Consider the following 25,907-nt stretch of genomic DNA (forward strand, 5'->3'; position numbering starts at 1 on the left):
CAGTTCGCTATTTAGCTTGTTTCAACCGTTTGGTCAAATCAATGATTTCGATCGCAAGTTCAAGTTCTAATTGCTGGTTTCCTTTTTGTCTTGCTTCTTGCTGCTGGATTCGTTTTTGATTGATTTCTTCAGCAATGCCCGACTTTTGAAATACCTGCAGAATGTCCTGAAATTCTTGTTCAGTCCCTTCCTCAGAAGCTTTAAGATCTGCAATATCGATCACCATTTTTTTCATTGAATCTTCTTTTAAAAAATCTAAGAACTTTGCTAAAACAAAGTGTTCTTCTGTTTCCATATACGCATCAAACAGCAGATAAAGCTGTTGGTAACGATCATGGATAAAGGATATGCCACTCGCTCGAAAGCGATGGTTTAACGTACTGTCATGAAACAAACGGTACAATAATAATTCTTGTGCTTTTTCTACCTGTGTTTTGGGTTGCTGCCGCGTTGGCGGCGTAAAGACCATAGGATTATTGGTTGTTGGCGCTGGCGGCGGTGCATCTTGCCGCGGCTGCTGCTCTTGCCGGTTTTGCTTGAGCTGCTGCTGCAAGGTCTCACGGCTCAAGTTGAACTCTGTGGACAACTGAGTCAAATAACGGTCTTGCTCCAGCAAAGAATCCACCCGCTGTAATTCCTTTAAAACGACTTGGACATAATCTAGCTGCTCTTTCTCATTGGCCAAATTTCGATTTGCTCGATGGTAATCCATTTTGAAAGCAAAGACGGTTTCTTTCCCATGTACAGCTAATTTATAAAAAGCTTCTGTCCCATATTTGCGCAAATAGTCATCTGGGTCCATCCGTTCCGGCACTCGAACCACAGATAATTTCAAGCGGCTATTGTTTTGCAAAAGATCGATCCCACGGTTCGTGGCTTCAACCCCTGCACTATCTCCATCGTAACAAAGAATCACTTCTTGTGCCACTCGCTCGATGTGAGCGATCTGCTGATTGGTCAGGCTGGTCCCCATCGAGGCGATCCCATTTTCGATCCCTGCTTGCCAAGCGGCGATCACGTCCATAAATCCTTCAAATAAATACACTTGACCATCTTTACGCATCGCTCGTCGCGCTTTGTCAAAGTTGAAAAGAACCTCGCGTTTATTGAAAAGAATCGTTTCAGGACTATTTAAATATTTTGGTTGGTCTTGATCACCGACTTTTTCGCTTGCTAACCACCGACCAGAAAAACCAATCGTTTTCCCCTGAGGATTGCGGATCGGAAACATGATTCGCTGGTAAAAGCGATCCGCCAGTGAGCCATCGTTGCGCTGAACAAAGAGTCCTGTATCAGGAAAAAACTCTGCTTTGGCTTTTTCATTCAAAAAAACTTTCTCCAAAAACGAGCGTTCATTCGGTGCAAAGCCAATATTGAACTCTTCGATCAGTGCCATCGTCAATCCACGATCTAATAAATAATCAAGCGCTTCTTGTCCAGCAGCTGTATTCACCAACATGTGATGATAGACTTCGGCGGCTTTTTCATGTAACGCAATCAATTGACTCGTTTGTGAGGTCGCTTCATTGATGCCTTCAGACTGCTGATATTGCGGATCAAGAGGAATATCGTTCATTTCTGCTACTTTGACGACTGCTTCTGGAAAACTGATGCCTTCAAGCTCCTGTAAGAAACCATACACATTTCCACCACGACCACAACCAAAGCAATGAAAAATTTGTTTGTCCTCTGCAACGGAAAAAGAAGGTGATTTTTCATTATGGAACGGACACAAACCAAAATAATTTTTTCCAGACTTCTTTAACTGGACATACTGTCCCACGATATCGACGATATTGCTACGTTCGCGAATGTCGTCAATGACTGTTTGAGGAATTCGTGCCATCCACTCACCTCCATTTGGTAAGTATTCATCGGTTTACTAGGTAAAAAAACGCACTAATAGATATCAGTGCGAAGAATAATTAGACAGAATCACTCATAATGATTTTACCATATTTTATTTGTATTTCAAGCTTTTTTGTTTCAGTTATTTTACAACGCTTATGAAAAGAAACGCGCCGTAACATTGATCTTCCATTGATTCATTTTTATTAAATCAGCGTAGAATAAATTGCCGCCGTTATGATACAGGTGACCACCATTATAAAAAACGGATTGGATGCCCCAGTAACGATAGGTTTGTTCCGTATCATTGCCTAACAATGGAGATAAAACCTCTCTGGAATATGTTTCTGCTAACTCTAAGGTGTTCACTCCCCCTCGGGCAGCGACATAATCAATATAATCTGTACCAAAATTATACGCCTGTACGGCGGTCCAAAGATCACAGTTCATTTGCTCGGCTTTTTCAATCAACTCAGCTAAATAGGAAACACCTTGTTCGATGCTTTGTTCTGGCGTATCGAACTGATTTTGTTTTCCATAAACACTTTCAGAACTTTGCATCGGGTCGTTGCCTTGTCCTTTTGACTCCGTCAGCATGATGCTCATGGCTAATGACTGATATTCAGAGATGTCGTGGGCTTGCGTCTGTTGCGCGATTGCTTCTTCATACGCATAGACAGCTTTCAATGCCGTGTAGTTTCGATAGACCCAAACCCCTGCCCCGATCAGTAGCAGCACGAGGGCCAGCTTCAGTATAAATCCTAGGAAACGTCGAATTTTTCTCATCAAATACATCCCATCTTTTCTAAGTCAGAATCTATCGTACTATGAAATGGACGGGCTGACTAGAATTTTTTCTCTCCTAAAAAATCCTTAATAAAATCACAAGATTATTTAGAAAAAAACAAGCAATCCTAAGCTGACCGAGGGATTGGCGATCTTTCGACAAGAAAAAGGAAACAGCGCTTCTTCCAAAGGAAGCACTGTTTCACTCATCATTATTTTTCGATCGTGGTAACAATACCAGAACCGACTGTTCGTCCACCTTCACGAATCGAGAAGGTCGTTCCATTTTCTACAGCGATCGGATGGATCAATTCCACATCGATCGTTACGTTGTCACCAGGCATCACCATTTCCGTTCCTTCTGGTAAAACGATATTCCCAGTTACGTCCGTTGTACGGAAATAAAATTGTGGGCGATAGTTATTAAAGAATGGGGTATGGCGACCGCCTTCTTCTTTTGTCAACACATAGACTTCCGCTTGGAATTTCGTATGCGGTGTGATAGAACCTGGTTTTGCTAACACTTGGCCACGTTCAATTTCATCACGGGTGATGCCCCGTAACAATACCCCTACGTTATCGCCAGCTTCTCCGAAGTCCATCGTTTTGCGGAACATTTCTACCCCTGTCACGACTGCTTTTTGTGTTTCAGGTTTGATTCCGACGATTTCTACTTCATCCCCGACTTTTACCATGCCGCGATCGATCCGACCAGAAGCAACGGTTCCCCGTCCTGTGATCGAAAAGACATCTTCGATCGGTAACAACAATGGTTTGTCAGTATCTCGTTCAGGCGTTGGGATATATTCATCTACTGTATCCATCAGCGTTAAGATCGCTGCTTCAGCATCTGGGTCCCCTTCCAAGGCTTTTAACGCAGAGCCCTTGATCACAGGAATGTCGTCGCCAGGAAAATCATATTCAGTCAGCAATTCTCTGACTTCCATTTCAACTAAATCGATCAACTCGTCATCATCGACAAGGTCCGTCTTATTCAAAAAGACGATCAAATGTTTCACACCCACTTGACGAGAAAGCAAAATATGCTCCCGTGTTTGTGGCATTGGGCCATCTGTCGCTGATACGACCAAGATTGCGCCGTCCATTTGAGCAGCCCCTGTAATCATATTTTTCACATAATCCGCGTGTCCCGGTGCATCGATATGGGCATAGTGCCGTTTTTCCGTTTCATATTCCACATGAGCAGTATTGATTGTGATACCACGTTCGCGTTCCTCAGGAGCCGCGTCGATACTTGCGTAATCTTGCGGATTGGCAAGCCCTTTTTTCCCAAGAACTGTGGTAATTGCAGCAGTCAAGGTGGTTTTCCCATGGTCGACGTGTCCAATCGTTCCGATGTTGACATGGGGTTTGCTACGATCATAATGTTGTTTTGCCATATTGTTTCCCTCCTAGAGAAAGTTGAGTCGTTGGTTGACTCGAATCATATTTTTGCGATTTACGCTTCCAAAGAGATAAGGATTAACTTATTTTTTGTAAGTTTAAATCTACCCTTATTATAGGTCAAAATTAGTCAAAGTCAAGCAAGAGGTCTCGGCAGCTAATCCCTAAGAATTTCTTTGCTTTTTGTGATCCATTGGACGCAAGCCTGGTTTTTATGAATAATAGAAGATGAGGTGAGAAATGTGAAGAAAATCATTGCAGCGCTGGTTTTTACAGCAATTTTTCTTGGCGGCTGCTTCCTTACTTATGACTATTACTATGGTGGAAGTGACTACTATACAGTTATCAACGATGCGGGGGAACACGATACCGAAGTCAGTGACGAGGGGGTCGTTGAAAACATCTATCGTTATACACAAACAGCCTACAGCGCCTCTGGTGACGTCAAAACGGTCAAAATGAATGAACACCGTTCCGCTCCTTTGAAAGAAGGCGCCTATTTGAAACTATTGGTCAATCCAAACAAAGGCGTTATAAGTTGGGAAGAAGTTTCTGAAGAAGACGTTCCTCAAGCGGCTCTTGAAAAGTTGACCCCTCAATAATTGCTGCTATCAAGCAAGCGTCTGTAACAAAGCAGGCCGTCCTCTTTCTAAATGAGGACGCCCTGCTTTTTGTGCTCTATAATTTATGGGCCTGATGAATCAGAATTGATTCTTCAGCCCCATTTTCATTATTGACAAAGAGCCGCTTTTTTGTACTTGTTTTGCCATCGTCTGCTTAGAAGCAGCTCTTGTTACATCCGATTAATCACTTCTTCTACATTTTTGATCGTTACGGAAATCGTGCCATCGGGGTTATTGATAAATTCGATCAAATTCGGATCTCGGTAAACATCCAAAGGAACGATCAATTCGATTCCATTCGATAGTTTTAGTTTTTGCTTACCAAATTTTTTCTCCGAGATCTCACGAACATCCCGCATCATCGGTGCTTGATTGACGAATCCTTTTTCAACCACTTCTTCTTGAAATGAAAGCTGAGCAGTAATATTGTCTTTAAAGACTTTTTGCGCCACTTCACTCACATCGATATGACCAGACTCTTCGATCGTATCGTAGACCGCTTCTTTCAAATCGGCAACAACGTTATAGGTGGGTGTTTCAAATTTCTGACCAATTTTTTCGGCTACTTTTTTGATGACTTTGACATTTTCTTCTAAAGATGGGATCGGTTCGGCATCAATGACTTTTGTTGAAAAGTAGGCGTATTTTTCACCTGAAAAGCTATATTTCTTTTCAATCAGTTCAAAGTCTAAGCTCTCCACATCGATCGTGATCCCTTCATCTGCCTTTTGGGTTTTACCAGCTAGTAAGGCACGATGCAAAATCAAATTATTTTCGATCCCAGCCTCCCCATTATCAATAAAATGCGTATAGCCATCTTGATAATTGACCTTCAAAAAAGCCAGCTGCATTCTTGTATCTAATTCATATAAGACGACAAACGCATCCGCACTTGGCGCATCTTCACTTTCCTTGTACGCTTCATACCAGCGTTGCACGATCGCTTCACTGGCTGCGATAAAGTCGTCTGGTGCTTGTTTGACCAATTGAGCGATCGTTGAAGTTTCGAGTAAACGACCTGTTTTGGTTTGCGGTGTAGCAAGTTTCTGTATTTTCTTCGTCAAATAATCACGAATGTATTCCGTTGTTAAATCAAGTTCAACTTGAGAAAAAACTGGATCGCCTGTTTGACGGTCCACAATGTGTAAAATCGCATGTTTCAAATAAATATCCATTGGTTACGCTCCTTATCCATTTGTCTAGTGTACAAAATAAATAGGCGAACTGACAAGAGCGAATCGGCATTTTCCTTCAACATTCGCTTTCTTTTTAAAAGGTGCAATCATTGGAAATTCCTGCCTCGTCTGCTAAACTAGAAGTATCACAGAAAACGGAGGAATGAACATGAACAGCTATACGTTATCAAACAATGTGACCATCCCTGAGCTAGGCTTTGGCACATGGCAAACACCAGACGGCGACGTTGCCGTAGCATCAGTCAAAAAAGCACTAGAAGTAGGTTACCGCCATATTGATACAGCACAAGGCTATAAAAACGAAGCCAGTGTTGGTCAAGCGATCAAAGAAAGCGGCATTCCCCGTGAAGAGCTTTTCTTGACTACAAAATTATGGAATGCGAACCATTCTTATGATCTTGTGATGTCCTCTTTTGAAGAATCTTTAGAAAAATTACAAACAGACTATATCGATCTTTTCTTGATCCATTGGCCAAATCCAGTGGCTTTTCGCGACAATTGGCAAACAGCGAACGCAGAAACATGGCGTGCTTTTGAAGAGTTGTATCAAGCAGGCAAAATCAAAGCGATCGGCGTCAGCAACTTCTTACCACATCATTTTGAAGAATTGAAAAAAACAGCGACTATCTTCCCAATGGTCAATCAAATTTTCCTTGCACCTGGCGAGTTACAAGAAGAAGTCGTGACTTATTGCCAAGAACACGATGTATTGCTTGAAGCATACAGCCCATTAGGTACTGGGAAGATCTTTGATGTACCAGAAATGAAAGCATTAGCTGAAAAGCATCAAAAATCAATCGCTCAAGTTGCATTACGCTGGTCTTTACAACATGGTTTCTTGCCATTACCAAAATCAGTCACACCAAGTCGGATCGAAGAAAACATCCACGTCTTTGATTTTGAGCTATCTGAAGAGGACATGAAAACGATCGATCAATTAGATGGTGTGGTTGGGAAAGCGACCAATCCAGATACGACAGGGTTTTAATTTCACTCTCTATAAAGGAGAAGCCTATGAAAAAAACTGATTTGAATCACCTCTCCCCTGCTGTTCAAAAAGCCTTACATGCTGATTTTGTTTTTCTCGTTTGGCCAGACAAAGTCCAACACTTTCCAGCACGTCAATGGACGACCAGCGACTATCAGCAGATGCTGACCGAGAAACTTACTGGGGAACCACGCTTTTTTCTTTGGGAAAACTACTTAGTCGCAACTGGAGAAAATGACCTTTTGGTCCTGATGCCCAAGTACCATCAAATCAATGATCTAGTAGAAACACCAGCGCCGCTTTTTTAGCAGCGTTAGTGTTTTTTTCAGGAAGTATATAAATTTTTTTGTATTTTTTCATGAGAATCACTGTTCTTTTCTGCAAATTTTCCTTATAATCGATAGTGATCGAGAGGAGAAGATTATGAAAAAGAAACAATTAGCAAAATTGAAACAACAATTCCGCCCGTCTTATGAAACAGCTCGACAACAGTTGTTTACAGCGATCGAGCGCAAAACAGCAGATAAGTTTGACCTTCCGACGACTGTGTATATCAATCCTAAAAACCAAGAGGAATTATTGATTGAATTGTTGAAGGAAACGCCAAAAGAACAAAAAATCGCTGTTCCTTTAGATGAGAACTTCAAGATCGTCGTGAAACGAATCCAACGCTTAGAAGCTGGTTTGCTTGATCGTTTCAGCGATAACTTAGTCGATGAGATCGCTGCTTACTGGTTGCCGACCAATCCGCAAGAAAGTGCGGCACCCGCTCCTGCAAAAGAACCAGCGAAAGTGAAGGAAGAATCAGCACCAGCTGAAGCGGCTGCACCGACTACCTCTGCATCAACTAAAGAAGTAGAAAAAGCAACTGAAACAATGGCTGATACTGCTGACGACACAATGACTTTTTCAGCATTTGCTGAAAAAATCGCAGCATTCCCTAAATTTTCTGCCAAACAATCTTCAGGAGAAACGATCGTGATCGAAGCTTCCCCGAAAGAAGATCGTGTTCTAGCAACGATTTCTGAAACAGAAAGTGATACTTTTACCATCGAAACTGCGCTAGAGCGCAAATACAAAGTAAAATTAGAAGTCATTCCATTGATCGAGGCGTATGCCCACACGGCGATTTCGAAACGATAAAAAACTGGGAGAATGGTTCATTCTCCCAGTTTTTTTATAACCCGACGATAGTGAATAAAAATATAGCTGATTGATTTTTAGTCTTTGCTTAAAATCAGTAAGAATTACCACAATTTATTAAATTTGTCCTTCTTCACAAACGAAATTAATGGGATACTTTAGTATTCCTTTGCTTCTTTTGCGTCAATCCTTCTTCCTTAAACACTAGCTTCTCTTCCTTCTTCAATAAACTAAAATACTCTGCCAAGATTTGCGGTGACTCTGAAAATAAAAGCGAGAAGCGGCTATTTTTGCTTTTATAAAAGGTTACAAAAGTTTGATTATTTACTGTTTGTTCAATCTCTATTGCGGTATATTGATCATATTCACCTTTTAAAACACCCAGTTTGATCAGCTGATCTGCTCCTAAGCCTTCTTTTGAAAAACCAACTAAACAGACTAAGCCGATCAGTGCAAACAATTTCAACTGGTCACTCAACTGATCTGGCCAAAAAATGACGAAAAGAAGCGCAGACAGAATGAAAGCAGTTGCCTTTTTTATAGAGCTCGCTTTTGCCTGCAAAAGAATTTTGCGCTGCTCTTTGAGTTGTATCACTAACAGAACGAGTAAAAATAAGTTGATCATAATTGCTTCCGCCATGAGTAACTTCCTTTCAGACTACCATTCTGCAATAGTGCCATCATAGTTCTTCCATTTAGGGTTAGTCCAAATCAACCCTTCTTGTGAAATATCTCTAACTCTATCCTCATCCATCTCCAACCCTAAACCGGGCTTACTTGGTATTTCTACATAGCCATCCTTATACTGAAATACTTCTTTGTTTTTCACAAAATCTAACAGATCAAAGCCTTTATTGTAATGGATTCCTAAGCTTTGCTCTTGAATAAAAACATTTGGGGTACAAGAATCAACTTGCAGTGTTGCTGCTAAAGCAACGGGACCATATGGTGCGTGCGGGGCAACAGCCACGTCATAAGCTTCAGCCATGGCAGCTATTTTTCGCATTTCCATGATCCCTCCACATAATGCCACATCAGGCTGGATCACATCTATTGCTCCTTGCTGAAAAAGTGTTTTAAACTGCCAGCGAGTATACAGTCTCTCCCCAGTGGCTAAAGGCGTTGCCACAAGCTGGGCAACTTCTTTAAAATGTTCCTCATTCTCAGGAAGAACAACTTCTTCTAAAAACATTGGATGATAAGGTTCTAATGCCTTAGCTAAAACTTTTGCCATCGGCTTGTGGACTCTCCCATGGAAATCAATTCCAATATCCAATTTATTACCAAAGCGTTCCCTAATCGAAGCGACACGTTCCACCACTTCCTCTATCTTTACATAAGAGTCAATATAGTGCAGTTCCTCTGTTGCGTTCATTTTAACTGCAGTAAACCCACGGTCAACACGATCTTGTGCTTGCTCTGCGACATCATCCGGACGATCACCGCCGATCCAAGAATATACTTTGATTCTGTCACGAGCAGCACCGCCTAATAGTTCGTAGATAGGAACATTCAATGCTTTTCCTTTAATATCCCACAAAGCCATCTCTAGACCAGAAACGATTGTTCCATGTATGGGGCCGCCACGAAAGAAAGATCGGTGCATTTCTTGGAACAATCGCTCAATCTCAAACGGGTTTTGTCCTAACAGAAATCTTTCCCCTACCTCATAAGCTCCTGCAACAACTGTTTCGGTTTTTGTTCCAGAAATCATCTCTCCCCAGCCATCGATTCCTTCATCTGTTGACAATTTTACAAAAATCCAGCGGGGTTTTACTTTATATACTGTAATTTTAGAAATTTTCAAAACAATCTACTCCTCTTTTTCGACAATATTTTATTCAATTGCTGCTTCACGATTAATTTTTTTGATTCCTTCAAAGAAATACCATACACCGCCAAATCCTAGAAGAAGAACTGGAATACCAATCATCGGTTCATAGGTGAATGCAATGAAAACCAGGTAACTTTGAATCATTGAAGTTGCTGCAAAAGAAGAAATAAGCATGGCACTGGACCCAAGATCAATCCCTACCTGTTTGGCTATTTCGGTTAGAATAGGTGAAGTGACTGTTCCACACCAAAGCAAAGAGGCTGTGACAACTAAACCGATAATAATGTTTTTCAGCAAGTTTCCTCTAGTCAATGCAACAACCATTGCTACTCGAAATGGAACTACAGCTAAATCGGCAAATGGTAACACACGATTTCCGGGTAAGACCAAAGCCATAGCAATTGTTAAAGGAATAATAATCAGTGCAGTTGTTATAACATCTGGATTGCCCACAACAACCGCTGCATCTAGTCCAATAAATAAACGGCGACCTTTAAATTTCTTCTGAGACCATTTTTGCGCTGCGTCTGAAATAGGCATTAATCCTTCCATAAAAAGAGAGGTCATTTTTGGTATCAGAACAAGGACAGCAGACATACTAACCCCTAATTGAAGAATCTGAGTGATATCATAGCCAGCTAAAAAGCCGATTGCGATACCTATGACACCGCCCATAATCATAGAGTCCCCAAAGAAGCCCAAATATTTTTGTGCATCCTTAATGGTAAACTTGGAATTTCGAAAAAGAGGAATGCGGTCTAAAAGCCAGTTTAACGGCCATGCAATTACTAAAGAAGATAAGGCTGAAACCGTGGGTAATGAAACCCCTGGAATTCCAAAAAAATCTTCAACCAAAGGCTGTGACCAATCAGACATTTTAAATGTGACAATTGCCATTACAACTGATGCGCCCACACCTAACGCTACGTTCTTAGTCACAAAATAAACCATTACACCAACAATAGCCATATGATGATAATTCCAAATATCAACATCCAACGTTTGAGTTCTTTTGAGAACCAACAAGATGATATTAACGATCAATATAGCAAATATAAGCAGTGCAATAATTGGAGATGCCCAAGTAACCGCCGCGATTGAGCCCCATCCTACGTCCAAGGCATCCAGCTGTACGCCGGTCCGCTCTACCATAGCACGGGCTGCTGGTCCGACATTGGTTGTCATAAAATCCAGAATCAGACGAATCCCTGCAAATCCGATTCCTAGTGTTAGCCCAGACTTAAATGCTCTTGAGATTTTCAAACCGAAAATCATGCCGATAATTGTAATAATGACAGGAAGCATCACTGTAGGACCAGCGTCAATAAAGAAATTGAATACATTCATTACATAATTCATTCTTTTTTCTCCTTAAATTTTTTTATTTTAAATAATTCAAAATTTCTTCCATAGTTTGTTCAGAACCAATTCCCGTTAAAATAGGCATTCCCTTTACCACAGGAACTTCACCAGTCTGACCTTCAAATTGACCAGTTGTCACTAACAAGTCATAGTCTTGAACTTTACTAGGTACTTCCATCAGTTTGGTTTGGGTTGTGGAAGCCTCAACACCATGTTCATTCAGATAATCCTTCACTTTTGATGCTACTACGGTTGAAGTCGCAATCCCATTCCCACAAGCAATTAAAATTCTTTTCATTTTCATTTCCTCCTATTTTTTAGGCTATCGCCTTTTTTAATAATGTTAGCAATTTTAGATCCGAATTCGCCGCCGTCATTTGTTCACGAAGTGGCTCATCTTGAATAATACTGACAATCTTTTGTAACATCTCCACTTGGCCGTGCGGTTCACCGATGGCCATCATGATAACGATTTTAGTAGGTAAAATGACTTGATTATCTTCCATATTGCGAAACCCTACAGCTGTTTCTAAGGTTGCAATCGCCAAAGTTGTTTGATTGACCAAGTCAAAATTTGCATGAGGAATTGCTACGCCGGGCTGTGTCGAAGGTAAACCGGTTGGATATTCGGACTCGCGTAACTGTATTGCTTCGATATAATCTTCTTTGACATAGCCTCGTTGGTATAGTTCATTCGCTAAAAAAGCAAGGACTTCTTTATCACTGCCTGCTTTTATATTTCGAAATACTAGTTTTTCGTTCAGTTGCAATTCCATTTGTTTTCCTCCTTAAATCTCTGTTGCTAATTTTTGTAGTGATAGCGCTAGTTTTGCTGGGTCAGCAGCTTGCAAGTCTTGCGATTGAAAAAGATTGGAACCTAAACCAAGATAACTCGCTCCATGGTCAAAATATTCCTTGGCGTTAGAAATCGAAATTCCACCAACACCCATCAAAGGTAGCTTGCCCAATGGAGCTTGCACATCTGTGAAAAAGCGTGGTGTCACAACTGCAGCGGGGAAAACTTTAACGATATCCGCTCCATCTGTAAACATCTCATTGATCTCAGAAGGGCTCATTGCCGCCGGTACTGAGAGCACTTGCTCTTTCCTTGCAAAATCCATTATTTGCTTCGTAAAACAATGGGGACCTAATAAAAAACGAGCCCCAGCTGCGACGGCTTTTTGGGCGTCAGGTAACGTTCTTACTGTTCCTGCCCCAATGAGAATAGTTTCACCAAATAATTTGCTTAACTTGTTGATATGTTCTAGAGCCCCTAAAGTGTTTAATGTGATTTCAACTGCAAACTCTTTCTCAAGCCCACTCATTGCCGTTAAAACTGCATAAGCTTGTTCATATGTGTAACCCCTCATAATAATCGTAAAGCGTGGGTAATCTTCTACTTTCATCGTTTTCCTCCTAAGTCACTTGTCTAATTAGCTGATAAGCTGTTTTCGTATCTGAACTTTCCTTCAAACGATTTAAAAACGTAGAATCATTACTAATATCTGCTAACTGATTCACAGCTTTCAAATGTTTCGTCAAATCATAAAACGATAATGGATAAGTAAAATGGATTTTTTTACCGTTTGGAAAAGCGATTGGCTCAGCAGCAATCAATAGACTTATCCCGTCTTTTAACACGCCATTTTGTGGTGCTGTATGCGGGATACACGTTTGACTCCCTAAATACCCAGCGTATCCTTGTTCTTCGATTTGATCCAAACAATCTTGAATAAACAGCTCTGTAATCATCTGATTTTCTAACAAAGGATGGCAAGCAAATTTCACTGCTTGTTGCCAAGTTAGCTTCTCTGACGTTCTTCTTATAAAATCGGGTTTCAAATAATCAGTCAATGATGGTAACGCTTTAAAATTTTCTAAAGGTGAATCTTGCTTTTGCTTCAATAAAAAGTACTCTAACTCTTCCCTTAGTTGTTTCGTATCATTTACTTGAGCATATGTGCGAATCACCGAAAACAACTCATCAACTGAGCGGTCTACTTCATTTAATCCTAACTCTTTTAACACACGGTATCGCAGACTGATCTGCTGCTTATAAGTCATGATAGGATCAATAATAAATTGCGGTAATTCACTGTTTAATGCAGTAGTTGTAAAAACCAAGTCATAATCCGTTCCAAATTTATAAAAATCTCTTACTGAAAATGAAGCTAAAAAATGCAACTCGGGAAATAGTTTTTTTAAATTTTCTCTCATCAGTTTTGAAACCATAACCCCATTTGCACAGACAACTACTGCCCTTGGTAATTGCGCTGCTATTTGACGAGGACTCATTAATTGAAAACCAAAGTAATAAGATAGAAGTGCCAACTCATCATTTGGAAACGCTCGGCCTAACCAGTTTTCTGTGGGAACAATCAGCTCCTTCATAAGATCCTTCAAAATTGCATGGTTGCTATCTTGAACTAAGCTATCAAGGGAGTACATACCCAAGCTCAAATTGTATTTTATACGAAAACACGCTGGACGCAGATGGCCCAAAATCCGACGTTCAAATGCCTCTCTATCTTCAATCATAATTAGTGTTTGGTTTTGAAAACTTGTAACCATTTCACTGATCAAACATCTTAATTCACTATCTGAATCAAATACTTGAGTCGTCTTACGTTCAAAAATATTAGATGTCAAAAATAGCAGAGCTAGCCAAGAAAGATAGTTAGGAGACATGCTGGACCAAGGTGTATCTTGAAGCAAAATAGTCAGAACTTTATATTCTGGAGTTTTTCGAATCTCTATTTGTACCATTTCATCTTTTGAAGCAATCGGTGAAGTTGCACGTTGCAAGGTCATTCTTACAGCTGATTGCAGATAATCAATAGATTCATCTGAGTACCTTAAATGAAGCAATTGCTCCATGTTGTGTATCAAATGAACAACCTCTTCTTCAGGAATAGTTGGTGCCAATTTTCCTTTAATATCATCAAGACGAAATAATGAATGCTGCTTAATTAAATCAGAGAGCAGTTGTAAGATTCTCCTTTCCAATCCTTGCAGTTGATAACCGCTTTGACGATCATAGTGAATGGACAGGGCGTATTTGCTAACAAACTGCTTCGCTTTCTTTAAATCTTCTTGAATCGTATTGCGACTTACCGATAAGAGCTGTGTAAAATGATCCATGCCAATGTAATCGGTATTAGTACATAAATAACTTAACATGATGGCAATCCGCTCATATTCAGAGAAAATTGTAACCATGGCAGAAGAATCTTCTTTATTTTGTTCAAGAGAAATCATTCGTAACACTTCTAAAGGAATAATAAAATCTCCCATATGATTACGCCTGATTTGAGGCAAACCGTTTTCAAGTAACTCCTCATTAAATTGCTTAATGGAATAATTAATCTGTCTTCTTGTTAAAGAAAGTGATGTGGTTAACTCTGCCATCTTTGTCTCGGGTTTTTTTACCAATCGTGTGAGAATTCTTCGGATCCGTTCATTCATTTGATTCCCTCCTGATGAAATCATTATAGCTTTGATTCTTCGTAAAAAGATGTATAATTGAAAGCGTTTTTTGTCATAGTTGTTTTTTCTTTTTGTCCTAGTAAAACTAGTTTTGATAAATCGCTGCTTGGAACCGACAAATTAAAAAAGTCCTCTATCAGCAAAAGTACAGCGAGATTTTTTATCTATTGCATTATTATCTCCAAAATAAAAAAAGGACGAACTCCCTTTAGTAAGGGGATTCGTCCTTTCCATTTATTGTTTAGGATAAAAAGTTTTAAAAACTAGAGAACCTTTTTTAATTGCGTATTTCGGTTAAAAATTTACGGGCTTGCTCTTGGTTCATTTGAGTCGCAGCTCGCAGCTTAGCTGCCAGCTGTTCAATCTCGGTTCCTTTTGCTCCAACTGAAATAGCTAATGAACGGGCTTGCATGCTCATATGGCCTTGCTGGATACCTTCTGAAACCAATGCCCGCAACGCGGCCAGATTTTGAACCAACCCGACACTTGCCGCCAGCGAAGCTAACTCACTCGCCGTTTCAACACCAGTCAATGCCAACGCAGCTTGGGCTTTTGGCAATATTTTTGTGGCACCCCCGACTGTGGCGATCGCCAACGGCAGTGTGATACTACCAATCAAACGGTCTTCTATGATGGTCCAGGAAGTCAACCCTTGCATACGGCCATTACGGGCAGCATAGCCATGACAAGCGGCAGAAACGGCGCGAGTGTCGTTTCCGGTAGCCAAAATCAGCGCTTCAACCCCATTCATGATCCCTTTGTTATGGGTAGCGGCACGATATGGATCGATCTTGGCAAAATCAGCTGCATGAACAATTTTTTCGGCAACTTGTCTGCCATTTCCGGTCTTGCTCAATTTGTCAAAAGGCACCGAGCAAGTGGCTGTTACTAACGATTCCGTAGCGAGATTGCTTAAAATACTAAAGAGAATTTCTTCTTCTGGGAACCATTTGCGAAAAAGCTCTGCCACTCCTTCTAAAATTGAATTGATGATATTGGCGCCCATCGCATCTTTGACATCAACCATTAAATCGATCGACACATAAGCGGTTGCTAAGTCAGATTCTGCTGGCGAGAAGTTCCGACCGATCACTCTTCGCAATCCACCGCCGCGTTTCACGATGGAAGGATACGTCTCATTCGCCACTGCAAAGATCGTTGCTTGCTCGGATTCAACTTTTGCCAAAATCGCTTCCGGATCCTGAACATCCATAAAGACGATCTGGCCTCGAAGCAAACGTTCTTGACTGGTCGTCGTAATGGGCCCAGCCATTTTTGCTCCATTGCTCATCGCTGCGATCACCGAGGGTTCTTCTGTGGCTAACGGGACATTGTATGCTTTGCCATTCACTTGCAGGTTCAGCCCTACGCCTAACGGGATCTCTACTTCACTGATTTGGTTTTCGATCAAGTGATTAGCAGTTTCCTTGTTTAGCGTCATTTCTTGAAAAACCAAGGATTCTGCTGCTGTGATCGCTCCTTGTGCTTCAAGAAAGGCTAATCGTTCATTAGGCGCGAGGGCGTAAAACTTTTTTTTTTCTGTTTTTTCTGATGCCGTCTCTTCATCAAAATTCGTTTGACTTGCTGTCGCCGAAGGATTTTCTAACAGCATCGCTAGCCCTAATCCGCCACCGACACACAAAGAGGCGATTCCATAGCGCTCTTGGGTGTCTTTTAGCTGATAAGCGACGGTCGTTGCGATCCGCGCGCCAGTCGCTCCAATGGCATGTCCCAGTGAAATGCCCCCGCCGTAACGGTTGACTTTCTTCGGATCCAAACCAAGTTCACGTTCTACTACGATCGAAGAAGCTGCAAAGGCTTCATTGATCTCAAAAATACCGATATCTTCAATCGTCAGTGCTTGCTTTTTCAGTAACGTATCGATTGCTTTGATTGGTGAGATTCCCATGATCTCTGGGGCGAAACCGACTTCGATGATCTCTTTGATCACTGCCAGATAAGGAATCTGATGCTCTTCACAATAGCTTTTTGACGCGATCAAGACCATGGCCGCCCCATCATTGATGGTTGAGGCGTTCCCAGCAGTCACCGTACCGTCTTTTTTGAAAACTGTTTTTAATTCAGCTAATTTTTCGACTGTCGTAGCGGCGCGAATGCCTTCGTCCTGTAAAACGGTTCTTGATTTTTCAGTCAACGGCACGATCTCTTGATCAAATTTCTTTGCTGCTTGCGCTTTGGCAGCTTTCATTTGTGAGTGGTAGGCAAACTCATCTTGCTCTTTGCGAGTGATCCCGTATCTTTCTGCTACCGTCTCAGCCGTCAGTCCCATTGGCTTGCTACTGAATGCATCTGTTAATCCGTCATGCATCATTGTTGACACCGGAGCTGAATACTGATCTTCCGCCTTGTTATAATAACTAAAGAGCGGCGCATTCGTCATACTTTCAATCCCACCAGTCAATACGACGGATGCCTTGTTCAATTGAATTTGCTCCATCCCCATTAGAATCGCTTTCATTCCCGAACCACATACTTCGTTGATCGTTGAGGCTGGAATATCTGAGGAAAGCCCACTTTGCAAGGAAACTTGGCGTCCTGGATTTTGACCACTGCCTGCTTGTAGCACATTTCCGATAATCACTTGTGCGATATGTTCTTTTGCTTGTTGGTTTCTTGCCAACAAGGCTTTTGCAGCGACTGTTCCTAATTCTACCGCTGTATATTCTTTTAATGACCCATGGTATTTGCCAATTGGCGTTCTTAGTGCGTCGATAATGACAACTTCTTCCACGTACGTCACCTCCTCTTGAAATATATCATTAAATCCTCCAAAAAAGAATACCCCACATTCGGTTGTCGCACCCTTTTCTACTTTCTTTAATAAAGTTTAAATTCTAATCAATTCTTTTTCATTTTTTTCAAAAAATATGATACCTTAGAACGTGTAGCCTACTAAGTATGTAGAACATAAAGGAGCGACGGAATGAACGTTGGTATTGATAAAATAAATTTTTTTGTCCCCCCCTATTTTATAGATATGGTTGATCTAGCTCACGCCCGAGAGGTAGACCCGAATAAATTTACGATCGGGATCGGTCAAGATCAAATGGCGGTCAATAAAAAAACACAAGATATCGTCACCTTTGCCATGCACGCGGCAAAAGATATCCTTACGAAAGAAGATTTACAAGCAATTGATATGGTGATCGTCGGAACAGAATCTGGCATCGATGAATCAAAAGCTTCGGCAGTGGTTTTGCATCGCCTATTAGGTATCCAGCCATTTGCACGGTCCTTTGAAATCAAAGAGGCGTGTTACGGCGCAACGGCGGGCTTACAATTTGCCAAAGCCCATGTACAAGCCAATCCACAAAGCAAAGTTTTGGTCGTGGCTTCAGATATCGCCCGTTATGGCTTAGCTTCTGGTGGCGAGCCCACTCAAGGTGTGGGCGCTGTTGCTATGTTGATCTCGGCGGATCCAGCAATTTTGCAGCTTGAAAATGATAATTTGATGTTGACGCAAGATATTTATGATTTTTGGCGTCCAGTAGGACATCAATATCCAATGGTAGATGGTCATTTGTCAAATGCCGTTTATATCGATTCTTTCAAACAAGTTTGGCAAGCCCATTGCGAAAAAAATCAGCGGACAGCAAAAGATTATGCGGCTTTGAGCTTCCATATCCCTTATACAAAAATGGGTAAAAAAGCCTTGTTGGCTGTTTTTGCCGAAGAAGATGAAACAGAACAAAAACGCCTGATGGCTCGCTATGAAGAATCGATCGTTTACAGCCGTCGTACCGGTAACTTGTATACTGGTTCACTGTATCTGGGCTTGATCTCTTTATTGGAAAATTCCTCTAGCCTGCAAGCAAATGATCGAATCGGATTATTTAGCTACGGATCAGGAGCGGTTGCTGAATTTTTCAGCGGCTTGTTGGTACCCGGCTATGAAAAACAGTTGGCGCAAGCGGCACACCAAGCGTTGCTCGATGACCGTCAAAAGCTAACGATCGCTGAATACGAAGCGATGTTCAATGAGACGATCGATATCGATCAAGATCAATCCTTCGAAGATGATCTGCTTTATAGTATTCGTGAAATCAAAAATACCATTCGTTATTATAAAGAAGAAAACGAATGACCCTGAAAAAAACTTTGCTTCTTTTTTAGCTAAAAAGCCTGAAGGAACAAAGTTTTTTTCTTTCTTTGAAAATGATTGAAACGAAACTTGTTTTCCAAACATTTTCTGCATGTTATTCAAAAATTTTCAGATAATTCAGGAAAAACATTTGACAGTCCGCTTTTTTTTGTCTATACTAAAATCAATTCAAGTTTGGAGGAACTTTTTATGTTAAACACGACCGTATCCCCACAACTGAATACCTTTTACTTTAGCTACTTTAGATAGTTTGTATTCATATCACATTATGGATGCAAACCAAAAACGAGTTTTGTTTGTATCTATGATGGCTAAAGCATTTTAACTTGAACTTGCAGCCATGTAGAAAATCTTCTAAATGGTTGCCAATATACGTTTACGCTTGGTATAGGATCGAATCCATTTAGACGATTGTCTGAATGGATTTTTTTGTTCAGGTAAACCCCCATAAAAAAAGAGACGATCATAGGAGGAATTACAATGAAAATGAAAAAATGGATCACGACTGGGTTACTGACAGCTTCACTACTGGCATTGGCAGCTTGTGGAGAATCAAGCAACACTTCGGAAGAAAACGACGGAACAAAAACAGTCGGTGTCTTACAATTGGTCGAACATGGCTCCTTGAATGCAGCCTATGAAGGGTTCAAAGAAGGCTTAGCAGAAGCGGGCTACACGGAAGGTGAAAACCTAACGATTGAATACCAAAATGCGCAAAACAGTCAAGACAATTTAAAAAGTATGAGCGAACGCCTAGTGAATGCCTCACCAGATCTTTTATTAGGCATTGCCACCCCTGCTGCTGTATCTTTAGCAAATGAAACCACCGATACCCCAATCGTAGTTACCGCAGTCACTGATTTAGTTGGAGCGAAATTGGCCGATTCAAATGAAGAACCTGGTCGCAACATCACCGGTACTTCAGACATGGTGCCGATTGAGCAACAGATCAACTTGCTGTTAAGCATCGTGCCTGATGCCAAAACGATCGGCATTATGTATAACGCAGGTGAAGCCAATTCAAAAATCCAAGCTGACTTGGCAGAAGAAGCCTTAAAAGCTGCGGGCGTTGATGTAAGAGTATTGACCGCCAATACAACCAATGATGTGCAACAAGTAACCACCAGCCTTGCAAAAGATGTTGACGGCATTTATGTTCCAACAGATAATACCTTTGCCTCTGCTGCTGCAATCGTCGGCGAAGTGGCCAAAGAAACCAAAACACCGATCGTCGCTGGTTCCGTAGAACAAGTCGATGATGGTGCCCTAGCAACTTACGGTATTGATTATAAATCCCTTGGCATTCAAACAGGGAAACTAGCGGCGAAAATTTTGGATGGCGATGCAGAGCCAGCAACGACGCCTGTTGAAACAGCGGATAATTTAGAGTTAGTCGTCAATGAAGAGATGGCTGCTGCTTTAGGGATTGATCCAGCCAGCATCACTGCACCAGAATAACCATACTAACTTAGATTTGAGGAAATCATATGAATTTAGTCGACACATTCTTGCTCTTACTACAATCTGCCACCTCTCAAGGGATCCTTTGGGCATTGCTGGCGATTGGTGTATTTTTAACCTTTCGTATTTTAGATATCGCTGATTTAACTGCAGAAGGGAGTTTCCCCTTAGGCGCTGGGATCGCAGCAATCAGTATTACGAATGGTATCTCGCCTATTTTAGCGAGTCTGATGGGCTTTGGCGGCGGCATGGTAGCCGGCTTAGTATCTGGTCTGCTGCACACAAAACTAAAAATCCCTGCCTTATTGGCGGGGATCATCACGATGACTGGACTGTATTCCATCACAAATCGTGTGATGGGTGCTCCCAACATCGCCTTGCTGGGGCAAGACACGGTCTTCACCCAATTTCAAGCCATGGGACTGACCAAAAACAATGCCGTGATTCTTGCAGGCTTTCTCTTCGCGGCAATCGTCATTTTGTGCTTGTTCCTCTTTTTCCGTACAGAGATCGGCTTAGCATTGCGAGCGACGGGCGACAATTTAGCTATGAGCGAGGCCAACGGCATCAACACTGATAACATGAAGATTATCGGCTATATGATCTCTAATGGCTGTATCGCCCTCTCTGGTGCCCTCTTAGCCCAAAACAATGGCTTCGCTGATTTGAACTCAGGGATCGGTACGATCGTGATCGGTTTAGCATCGATCATTATTGCAGAAGTTTTATTTGCCAATAAATCTTTGCTTTTGCGATTGATCACCATCGTGATCGGGGCAATCGTTTATCGCTTTATCTTGGCCGTCGTATTCGAATTCAATGTCGAGGCCAACGATATCAAATTGGCATCTGCAATCGTCTTAGTCATCTGCCTCTCCTTACCGCAGCTTCGTTCAAAACTAGGACTTAAAAAGATGCTGCCAAAAACCAAAGGAGGCCAATCCTAATGACTTCAGTCTTAACAATCGAGAATCTACACCAAACCTTTGAAAAAGGAACGATCAATGAAAACCATGTCTTGCGAGGCATTGACCTGACGATGAATACCGGTGATTTTATTACGATCATCGGTGGGAATGGTGCTGGAAAATCGACCCTCTTAAACAGTATCGCAGGAACGATCCCAACAGAACAAGGAAAAATCACCTTAGATGGGAAAGACATTACCCGTTTATCCGTGACCAAACGGTCAAAAGATATTAGTCGGGTCTTTCAAGATCCACGTATGGGGACCGCGGTTCGTTTGACCGTTGAAGAAAATTTAGCATTGGCTTACAAACGCGGCCAAGTCCGCGGATTTGCAACAGGCGTCAAAGCGAAAAACCGCGCGTTTTTCCAAGAGAAGTTAGCCAGCTTAAACTTAGGCTTAGAAAATCGCCTTTCTGCTGAGATCGGTTTGCTATCAGGCGGACAGCGGCAAGCCATCACCCTCTTGATGGCAACGTTGCAGCAGCCTAAATTGATTTTATTAGATGAACATACCGCAGCCCTTGATCCTAAGACCTCATTGACGGTCATGGCATTGACCGATCAGTTGATTCGGTCCCAACAGTTGACGGCTTTCATGGTCACTCATGACATGGAAGATGCCATTCGTTATGGCAATCGCCTGATCATGCTTCATCAAGGCAAGATCGTCGTAGACATTGCCGGTGAGCAAAAGCAGCATTTGACGGTCCCTGAATTGATGGAAATGTTCCATCAAAATAGTGGTGCTGAGTTGAAAGATGACCAACTGCTCTTACGCTCTTAACAAGCAAAAAAGGCACGTAGAAAGAATCCTCCTTTCTACGTGCCTTTTTGCTGTAATCACACTGCTTGCAAAAGCCTTACTTCGCTTCATTTTCTGCAATGATGTCCGTTACCTTCATCAAGCGAGTCAATGTTGCTCGTTCGTCTTCTGCCAGATTGCTTTCGATGTATTGAATGGTTTCTGTCAGCTTGGGAATCGTCATATACTCTAACGCATTGACTCTTCGTCTCGTCCGTTCGATCTCATTGGCCATCAGTTGACAGGTTTTCTCGATCTCGGCCAACTGCAGCATCACTGGCAGCATTTGATCCAGATGGGACAACGAGAGATCCAGCTCACTGGTGGTACTCACAAAACCGTAGGAAAAATCATCATCCGAGCTTTCTTCTTCGTAAACAGGGTTCAACACTGGCACATCCATATTCATGATGGTTCGGCTTTGCACATCTAAGGTCACTTTATTCAAAGGGATCATAAAGGCTTCTTGCAAAACGACATCGGGAATACTACTAGAAGCCAGCACATACTCTTCCATTCCTGCTTGCAATGCGGTCTCCATCTTTTTACGAAGTTCCTGGTTTTTCTTTACTAGCTGAATGAACTGACGTACTAGCTCATCTTGCTTGTCTTTCAATAATTTGTGACCACGGGTTGCCGTCGTCAGCCGCTTTTTCAAACGACTTAGTTCCATCCGTGTCGGATTGACATTTAAGATCGCCATTAAGAACTCACATCCTCGTCCGTTGGGTAATAGGCGTCGATAAATTCTTCTTTGATACGGCTCAACTCTTGTTTTGGCAAGGTAGCTAATAGCTTCCAGCCTAAATCTAACGTTTCTTCAATCGTCCGATTGGTTTCAAATCCTTGATTGACGTACTCTTTTTCAAAAAGATCAGCAAAGCGCGCGTACTTTTTATCAAGGTCAGATAAGGCAGACTCCCCTAAAACGATCGATAGCTCTTTGGCAGCTTTCCCATCGGAATAGGCGGCATAGATTTGATTCATCGTTGCCGCATGATCGGCACGGGTCTTACCTTCTCCCGTTCCTTTGTCCTTCAACCGTGAAAGACTTGGTAAAATATCCACTGGCGGGTTGATATTGCGCTTGTAAAGGTCCCGCGACAAAATAATTTGTCCTTCCGTGATATAGCCGGTCAAATCAGGAATCGGGTGGGTTTTATCGCCATCTGGCATCGTTAAGATCGGTATTTGTGTGACCGATCCTTCTTTGCCCATCAAACGTCCTGCCCGTTCATACAGCGTCGCTAAATTGGTGTATAGATACCCTGGATAGCCGCGACGTCCTGGAACTTCTCGGCGGGCAGCGGAGATTTCTCGCAACGCTTCACAGTAATTCGTCATATCGGTCATGATCACTAAGACGTGCATGCCTTTTTCAAAAGCCAAATACTCTGCTGCGGTCAATGCCATCTTAGGTGTAGCGATCCGTTCGATTGCTGGATCATTGGCAAGGTTCATAAACAAAACAGAACGATCTAACGCACCGGTTTTGCGGAATTCATCCACGAAAAATTCAGCTTCTTCAAAAGGGATCCCAATTGCTGCGAAGACGATCGCGAAATTGCCTTCTTGGCTAGGTACTGTTGCTTGTCGTGCGATTTGAGCAGCGATCTCTTTATGAGGCAAACCAGACGCAGAAAAAATTGGTAGTTTTTGTCCACGAACTAATGTATTTAAATGATCGATCGTTGAGATCCCCGTTTGGATAAATTCATCTGGGAAGTCCCGCGCCATCGGATTGATGGCTTCACCGTTTACATCGATGCGTTTTTCTGGCAAGATTCTCGGGCCATTATCTTTTGGTTTTCCTAAACCGTCAAACACCCGACCCATCATATCTAGAGAAACTCCTAGCGTCAAACCAGTCCCTAGAAACCTTGCTTTGCTTTCTTCTGCACTCAAATTACTGGTACCTTCAAAGACTTGGACAACAGCATTGTCATCACTGACTTCCAGTACTTGTCCTTGACGGATCTCACCTGTGTCCATGCGGACCTCAACGAGTTCGTCGAATTTCACGCCTCGAACATTTTCGACCACCATTAAGGGGCCAGCAATTTCGGAAACTGTACGATATTCTTTTAACATCAATGAACACCTCCAGTTTCAATGATTCGTTGTAACATTTCTTTGATGTCATGCTTGATCGTATCCAAGCGAGTCAATTCTTCTTCAGGAATGTATTTGCTGCGGGCGATGCGCTCACGCAGATCGACCGTTCCTTTAGTGATCTCATCTAAGTAAGCACCTAGCTGCAATGCACGCTGTGCTTGTTCATTAAAGTAGAGAATGTTTTCCAGCATCTTGAACTGCTTGTTGCGGGAAGTGTACGTATCAACGTCATCGAAGGCGTTTTGCTGCAAGTAGTCTTGTCTTAAAGAACGAGCAGTCATCATCGTCAAGCGGTCTTTCTGGGAAAGAGAGTCCATCCCTACCAGCTGAACGATTTCTTCTAATCGGCTTTCCTCTTGGAGAATCGCCATTGATTCATTGACTAGCTCCGACCAGCGATCACCTAATAATTGATCCAAATAAGAATTGATTTGATCCTCATAAAGGGAATAGGAATTCATCCAGTTGATGGATGGAAAATGCCGCTTTTGCGCCAACATACTATCCAATGCCCAAAAGACTTTCACGATTCGCAAGGTATTTTGAGTGACCGGTTCTGAGATGTCTCCTCCAGCAGGTGAAACCGCACCAATTGCGGTAATGCTTCCTTCTCGAGGCTGCGTGCCTAATGAATGGAAACGCCCTGCTCGCTCATAGTATTCCGCAATTCGACTTCCAAGGTAAGCCGGATAGCCTTCATCTCCTGGGATCTCTTGCAATCGGCCACTCATTTCCCGCAGTGCTTCTGCCCAACGAGAAGTTGAATCTGCCATGATGGCAACACTATAGCCCATGTCGCGGTAATATTCCGCGATCGTGATTCCTGTATAGATCGAGGCTTCCCGAGCAGCAACTGGCATATTCGACGTATTGGCGATCAATACCGTTCGTTCCATGATCGACTTGCCGGTATTCGGATCGATCAACTCAGGAAATTCGTTCATGACATCCCGCATTTCGTTGCCCCGCTCACCGCAACCGACATAGACCACGATATCCACATCTGACCATTTAGCGATCTGATGCTGAACGACTGTTTTTCCAGCACCAAAAGGACCAGGAACAGCAGCTGAGCCGCCTTTTGCCACTGGAAAATAGGTGTCGATGACTCGCTGTCCAGTGACTAGCGGTTCGCCTGGATTTAATTTAGCTGTAACTGGCCGCGGTTGACGCACTGGCCATTTCTGAACCATCGTCAAGGATTTTTCACCATCGATGGTTTCTAAAACACAGATCACTTCAGTAATCGCAAAATTTCCCACCATGATTTCTTTGACGGTTCCTTCATAGTTTGGTGGCACCATGATCTTATGCTCGATCACCGAAGTTTCTTGTACTGAACCTAAAATATCACCGGCTTGTACAGTATCGCCGACTTGTACTTGTGGGACGAAGGTCCATTTCTTTTGGCGATTCAGTGGATCGATGGTGACCCCCCGCTCCAAAAAATCACTCTCTGTTTGCGACATAAATGTATCTAATGGTCGTTGGATCCCATCAAACATCTGAGTCAACAAACCTGGTGCTAGTTCGACAGACAATGGTGCGCCTGTCGTTTCTACGGGCTCGCCTGGTCCGATCCCCGCTGTTTCTTCGTATACTTGGATCGAAACCAGCCCTTTTTTGATCTCAATGATCTCACCGATAAGGCCCTTGTCACTGACTTTGCAGATTTCGTGGATTTTTGCGCCACTTAATCCTGAGGCGGTGACCAGTGGTCCCGATACTTTTTCAATTGTGCCAAATGCCACATTTATTCCTCCTAGC

Annotated in this window: 23 protein-coding genes; 8 read left to right on the forward strand and 15 right to left on the reverse strand. The window is 42.3% G+C overall.

The window, feature by feature from the left end; all coding sequences use genetic code 11:
- Positions 1–7: 7 nt before the first annotated feature.
- The 3 genes from dnaG to tuf all read right to left on the reverse strand — a co-directional run bounded on the left by dnaG (position 8) and on the right by tuf (position 4,034).
- The gene (gene dnaG, locus IGI82_RS12430) at positions 8–1,846 is read right to left on the reverse strand and encodes a DNA primase (RefSeq protein ID WP_015510081.1); all 1,839 of its coding nucleotides are present in this window, start codon (positions 1,844–1,846) and stop codon (positions 8–10) included.
- 158 nt (positions 1,847–2,004) lie between these two features.
- Positions 2,005–2,634, reverse strand: coding sequence for a lysozyme family protein (locus IGI82_RS12435; RefSeq protein ID WP_005229291.1), 630 nt, complete (start codon positions 2,632–2,634; stop codon positions 2,005–2,007).
- Positions 2,635–2,846: 212 nt separating this feature from the next.
- The gene (gene tuf / locus IGI82_RS12440) at positions 2,847–4,034 is read right to left on the reverse strand and encodes an elongation factor Tu (RefSeq protein WP_005229289.1); all 1,188 of its coding nucleotides are present in this window, start codon (positions 4,032–4,034) and stop codon (positions 2,847–2,849) included.
- Positions 4,035–4,280: 246 nt separating this feature from the next.
- On the opposite strand from tuf, the gene IGI82_RS12445 reads away from it, so the two are divergent.
- Positions 4,281–4,640 (forward strand): YxeA family protein, encoded by a 360-nt coding sequence (locus IGI82_RS12445; protein ID WP_015510082.1) that lies wholly within the window; start codon positions 4,281–4,283, stop codon positions 4,638–4,640.
- A gap of 191 nt (positions 4,641–4,831) precedes the next feature.
- Here the strand turns inward: IGI82_RS12445 and IGI82_RS12450 are convergent, their stop codons facing one another.
- Positions 4,832–5,836, reverse strand: coding sequence for a nucleoid-associated protein (locus IGI82_RS12450; RefSeq protein WP_005229284.1), 1,005 nt, complete (start codon positions 5,834–5,836; stop codon positions 4,832–4,834).
- Positions 5,837–5,999: 163 nt separating this feature from the next.
- Here IGI82_RS12450 and IGI82_RS12455 point away from each other — a divergent pair, with 163 nt between their 5' ends.
- The 3 genes from IGI82_RS12455 to IGI82_RS12465 all read left to right on the forward strand — a co-directional run bounded on the left by IGI82_RS12455 (position 6,000) and on the right by IGI82_RS12465 (position 7,988).
- Positions 6,000–6,845 carry an aldo/keto reductase gene (locus tag IGI82_RS12455; RefSeq protein WP_005229282.1) on the forward strand — a complete coding sequence of 282 codons (846 nt, stop codon included), beginning with the start codon at positions 6,000–6,002 and terminating at the stop codon, positions 6,843–6,845.
- Between the two features lie 26 nt (positions 6,846–6,871).
- Positions 6,872–7,153: a hypothetical protein gene (locus IGI82_RS12460; RefSeq protein ID WP_015510084.1), complete on the forward strand. Its 282-nt coding sequence runs from the start codon at positions 6,872–6,874 to the stop codon at positions 7,151–7,153.
- Between the two features lie 115 nt (positions 7,154–7,268).
- Positions 7,269–7,988, forward strand: a complete 720-nt coding sequence (locus IGI82_RS12465; protein ID WP_431383275.1) for a hypothetical protein — start codon at positions 7,269–7,271, stop codon at positions 7,986–7,988.
- Between the two features lie 145 nt (positions 7,989–8,133).
- Here IGI82_RS12465 and IGI82_RS12470 read toward each other — a convergent pair whose 3' ends face one another.
- From IGI82_RS12470 to IGI82_RS12505, 8 genes are all read right to left on the reverse strand, one after another.
- Positions 8,134–8,628, reverse strand: coding sequence for a hypothetical protein (locus IGI82_RS12470; protein ID WP_142973571.1), 495 nt, complete (start codon positions 8,626–8,628; stop codon positions 8,134–8,136).
- An 18-nt stretch (positions 8,629–8,646) separates the two neighbouring features.
- Complete coding sequence (dgoD, locus tag IGI82_RS12475; RefSeq protein WP_005231910.1) at positions 8,647–9,795, reverse strand: galactonate dehydratase; 1,149 nt, start codon at positions 9,793–9,795, stop codon at positions 8,647–8,649.
- Between the two features lie 30 nt (positions 9,796–9,825).
- Entirely contained in the window at positions 9,826–11,181 is a 1,356-nt protein-coding gene (locus IGI82_RS12480; protein ID WP_060792349.1) for a PTS galactitol transporter subunit IIC, read from the reverse strand.
- 22 nt (positions 11,182–11,203) lie between these two features.
- Positions 11,204–11,482, reverse strand: a complete 279-nt coding sequence (locus tag IGI82_RS12485; protein ID WP_005229267.1) for a PTS sugar transporter subunit IIB — start codon at positions 11,480–11,482, stop codon at positions 11,204–11,206.
- Between the two features lie 19 nt (positions 11,483–11,501).
- Complete coding sequence (locus IGI82_RS12490; RefSeq protein WP_438842294.1) at positions 11,502–11,960, reverse strand: PTS sugar transporter subunit IIA; 459 nt, start codon at positions 11,958–11,960, stop codon at positions 11,502–11,504.
- Between the two features lie 12 nt (positions 11,961–11,972).
- The gene (locus tag IGI82_RS12495; RefSeq protein WP_115232583.1) at positions 11,973–12,590 is read right to left on the reverse strand and encodes a bifunctional 4-hydroxy-2-oxoglutarate aldolase/2-dehydro-3-deoxy-phosphogluconate aldolase; all 618 of its coding nucleotides are present in this window, start codon (positions 12,588–12,590) and stop codon (positions 11,973–11,975) included.
- A 10-nt stretch (positions 12,591–12,600) separates the two neighbouring features.
- Positions 12,601–14,649 (reverse strand): BglG family transcription antiterminator, encoded by a 2,049-nt coding sequence (locus IGI82_RS12500; RefSeq protein WP_438842295.1) that lies wholly within the window; start codon positions 14,647–14,649, stop codon positions 12,601–12,603.
- Positions 14,650–14,947: 298 nt separating this feature from the next.
- Entirely contained in the window at positions 14,948–17,422 is a 2,475-nt protein-coding gene (locus IGI82_RS12505; RefSeq protein WP_115232585.1) for a hydroxymethylglutaryl-CoA reductase, degradative, read from the reverse strand.
- 192 nt (positions 17,423–17,614) lie between these two features.
- Between IGI82_RS12505 and IGI82_RS12510 the strand changes: the two genes are divergently transcribed.
- From IGI82_RS12510 to IGI82_RS12525, 4 genes are all read left to right on the forward strand, one after another.
- The gene (locus IGI82_RS12510; RefSeq protein WP_074536687.1) at positions 17,615–18,775 is read left to right on the forward strand and encodes a hydroxymethylglutaryl-CoA synthase; all 1,161 of its coding nucleotides are present in this window, start codon (positions 17,615–17,617) and stop codon (positions 18,773–18,775) included.
- 498 nt (positions 18,776–19,273) lie between these two features.
- A complete protein-coding gene (locus IGI82_RS12515) occupies positions 19,274–20,251 on the forward strand; it encodes an ABC transporter substrate-binding protein (protein WP_115232586.1) in 978 nt (325 codons plus the stop codon).
- Positions 20,252–20,280: 29 nt separating this feature from the next.
- The gene (locus IGI82_RS12520) at positions 20,281–21,201 is read left to right on the forward strand and encodes an ABC transporter permease (RefSeq protein ID WP_015510089.1); all 921 of its coding nucleotides are present in this window, start codon (positions 20,281–20,283) and stop codon (positions 21,199–21,201) included.
- Positions 21,201–22,007 carry an ABC transporter ATP-binding protein gene (locus tag IGI82_RS12525; protein WP_015510090.1) on the forward strand — a complete coding sequence of 269 codons (807 nt, stop codon included), beginning with the start codon at positions 21,201–21,203 and terminating at the stop codon, positions 22,005–22,007. Before IGI82_RS12520 ends, IGI82_RS12525 begins: the two co-directional genes overlap by 1 nt.
- A 76-nt stretch (positions 22,008–22,083) precedes the next feature.
- On the opposite strand, the gene IGI82_RS12530 is transcribed toward IGI82_RS12525, so the two are convergent.
- From IGI82_RS12530 to IGI82_RS12540, 3 genes are read right to left on the reverse strand one after another with little or no spacing between them, the layout of a single operon-like run.
- The gene (locus IGI82_RS12530; RefSeq protein WP_005229243.1) at positions 22,084–22,728 is read right to left on the reverse strand and encodes a V-type ATP synthase subunit D; all 645 of its coding nucleotides are present in this window, start codon (positions 22,726–22,728) and stop codon (positions 22,084–22,086) included.
- Complete coding sequence (locus tag IGI82_RS12535; RefSeq protein WP_005237151.1) at positions 22,728–24,116, reverse strand: V-type ATP synthase subunit B; 1,389 nt, start codon at positions 24,114–24,116, stop codon at positions 22,728–22,730. The genes IGI82_RS12530 and IGI82_RS12535 overlap by 1 nt, the downstream gene beginning before the upstream one ends.
- Complete coding sequence (locus tag IGI82_RS12540) at positions 24,116–25,891, reverse strand: V-type ATP synthase subunit A (protein WP_010749209.1); 1,776 nt, start codon at positions 25,889–25,891, stop codon at positions 24,116–24,118. The genes IGI82_RS12535 and IGI82_RS12540 overlap by 1 nt, the downstream gene beginning before the upstream one ends.
- Positions 25,892–25,907: the final 16 nt, after the last annotated feature.

The organism is Enterococcus sp. AZ067 (assembly GCF_051715005.1).
Taxonomy (GTDB): domain Bacteria; phylum Bacillota; class Bacilli; order Lactobacillales; family Enterococcaceae; genus Enterococcus_D; species Enterococcus_D casseliflavus.

What these genes read in the sequence shown, in the direction of transcription:
- IGI82_RS12510 (WP_074536687.1), top strand. Translation starts at nt 17,615, where the DNA reads ATGAACGTTGGTATTGATAAAATAAATTTTTTTGTCCCCCCCTATTTT.
- IGI82_RS12495 (WP_115232583.1), bottom strand. Translation starts at nt 12,590, where the DNA reads ATGAAAGTAGAAGATTACCCACGCTTTACGATTATTATGAGGGGTTAC.
- IGI82_RS12530 (WP_005229243.1), bottom strand. Translation starts at nt 22,728, where the DNA reads ATGGCGATCTTAAATGTCAATCCGACACGGATGGAACTAAGTCGTTTG.
- IGI82_RS12515 (WP_115232586.1), top strand. Translation starts at nt 19,274, where the DNA reads ATGAAAATGAAAAAATGGATCACGACTGGGTTACTGACAGCTTCACTA.
- IGI82_RS12500 (WP_438842295.1), bottom strand. Translation starts at nt 14,649, where the DNA reads ATGAATGAACGGATCCGAAGAATTCTCACACGATTGGTAAAAAAACCC.
- IGI82_RS12435 (WP_005229291.1), bottom strand. Translation starts at nt 2,634, where the DNA reads ATGAGAAAAATTCGACGTTTCCTAGGATTTATACTGAAGCTGGCCCTC.
- IGI82_RS12520 (WP_015510089.1), top strand. Translation starts at nt 20,281, where the DNA reads ATGAATTTAGTCGACACATTCTTGCTCTTACTACAATCTGCCACCTCT.
- dnaG (WP_015510081.1), bottom strand. Translation starts at nt 1,846, where the DNA reads ATGGCACGAATTCCTCAAACAGTCATTGACGACATTCGCGAACGTAGC.
- IGI82_RS12465 (WP_431383275.1), top strand. Translation starts at nt 7,269, where the DNA reads ATGAAAAAGAAACAATTAGCAAAATTGAAACAACAATTCCGCCCGTCT.
- IGI82_RS12455 (WP_005229282.1), top strand. Translation starts at nt 6,000, where the DNA reads ATGAACATGAACAGCTATACGTTATCAAACAATGTGACCATCCCTGAG.
- IGI82_RS12535 (WP_005237151.1), bottom strand. Translation starts at nt 24,116, where the DNA reads ATGTTAAAAGAATATCGTACAGTTTCCGAAATTGCTGGCCCCTTAATG.
- IGI82_RS12485 (WP_005229267.1), bottom strand. Translation starts at nt 11,482, where the DNA reads ATGAAAAGAATTTTAATTGCTTGTGGGAATGGGATTGCGACTTCAACC.
- IGI82_RS12480 (WP_060792349.1), bottom strand. Translation starts at nt 11,181, where the DNA reads ATGAATTATGTAATGAATGTATTCAATTTCTTTATTGACGCTGGTCCT.
- IGI82_RS12460 (WP_015510084.1), top strand. Translation starts at nt 6,872, where the DNA reads ATGAAAAAAACTGATTTGAATCACCTCTCCCCTGCTGTTCAAAAAGCC.
- tuf (WP_005229289.1), bottom strand. Translation starts at nt 4,034, where the DNA reads ATGGCAAAACAACATTATGATCGTAGCAAACCCCATGTCAACATCGGA.
- IGI82_RS12490 (WP_438842294.1), bottom strand. Translation starts at nt 11,960, where the DNA reads ATGGAATTGCAACTGAACGAAAAACTAGTATTTCGAAATATAAAAGCA.
- IGI82_RS12470 (WP_142973571.1), bottom strand. Translation starts at nt 8,628, where the DNA reads ATGGCGGAAGCAATTATGATCAACTTATTTTTACTCGTTCTGTTAGTG.
- IGI82_RS12525 (WP_015510090.1), top strand. Translation starts at nt 21,201, where the DNA reads ATGACTTCAGTCTTAACAATCGAGAATCTACACCAAACCTTTGAAAAA.
- IGI82_RS12450 (WP_005229284.1), bottom strand. Translation starts at nt 5,836, where the DNA reads ATGGATATTTATTTGAAACATGCGATTTTACACATTGTGGACCGTCAA.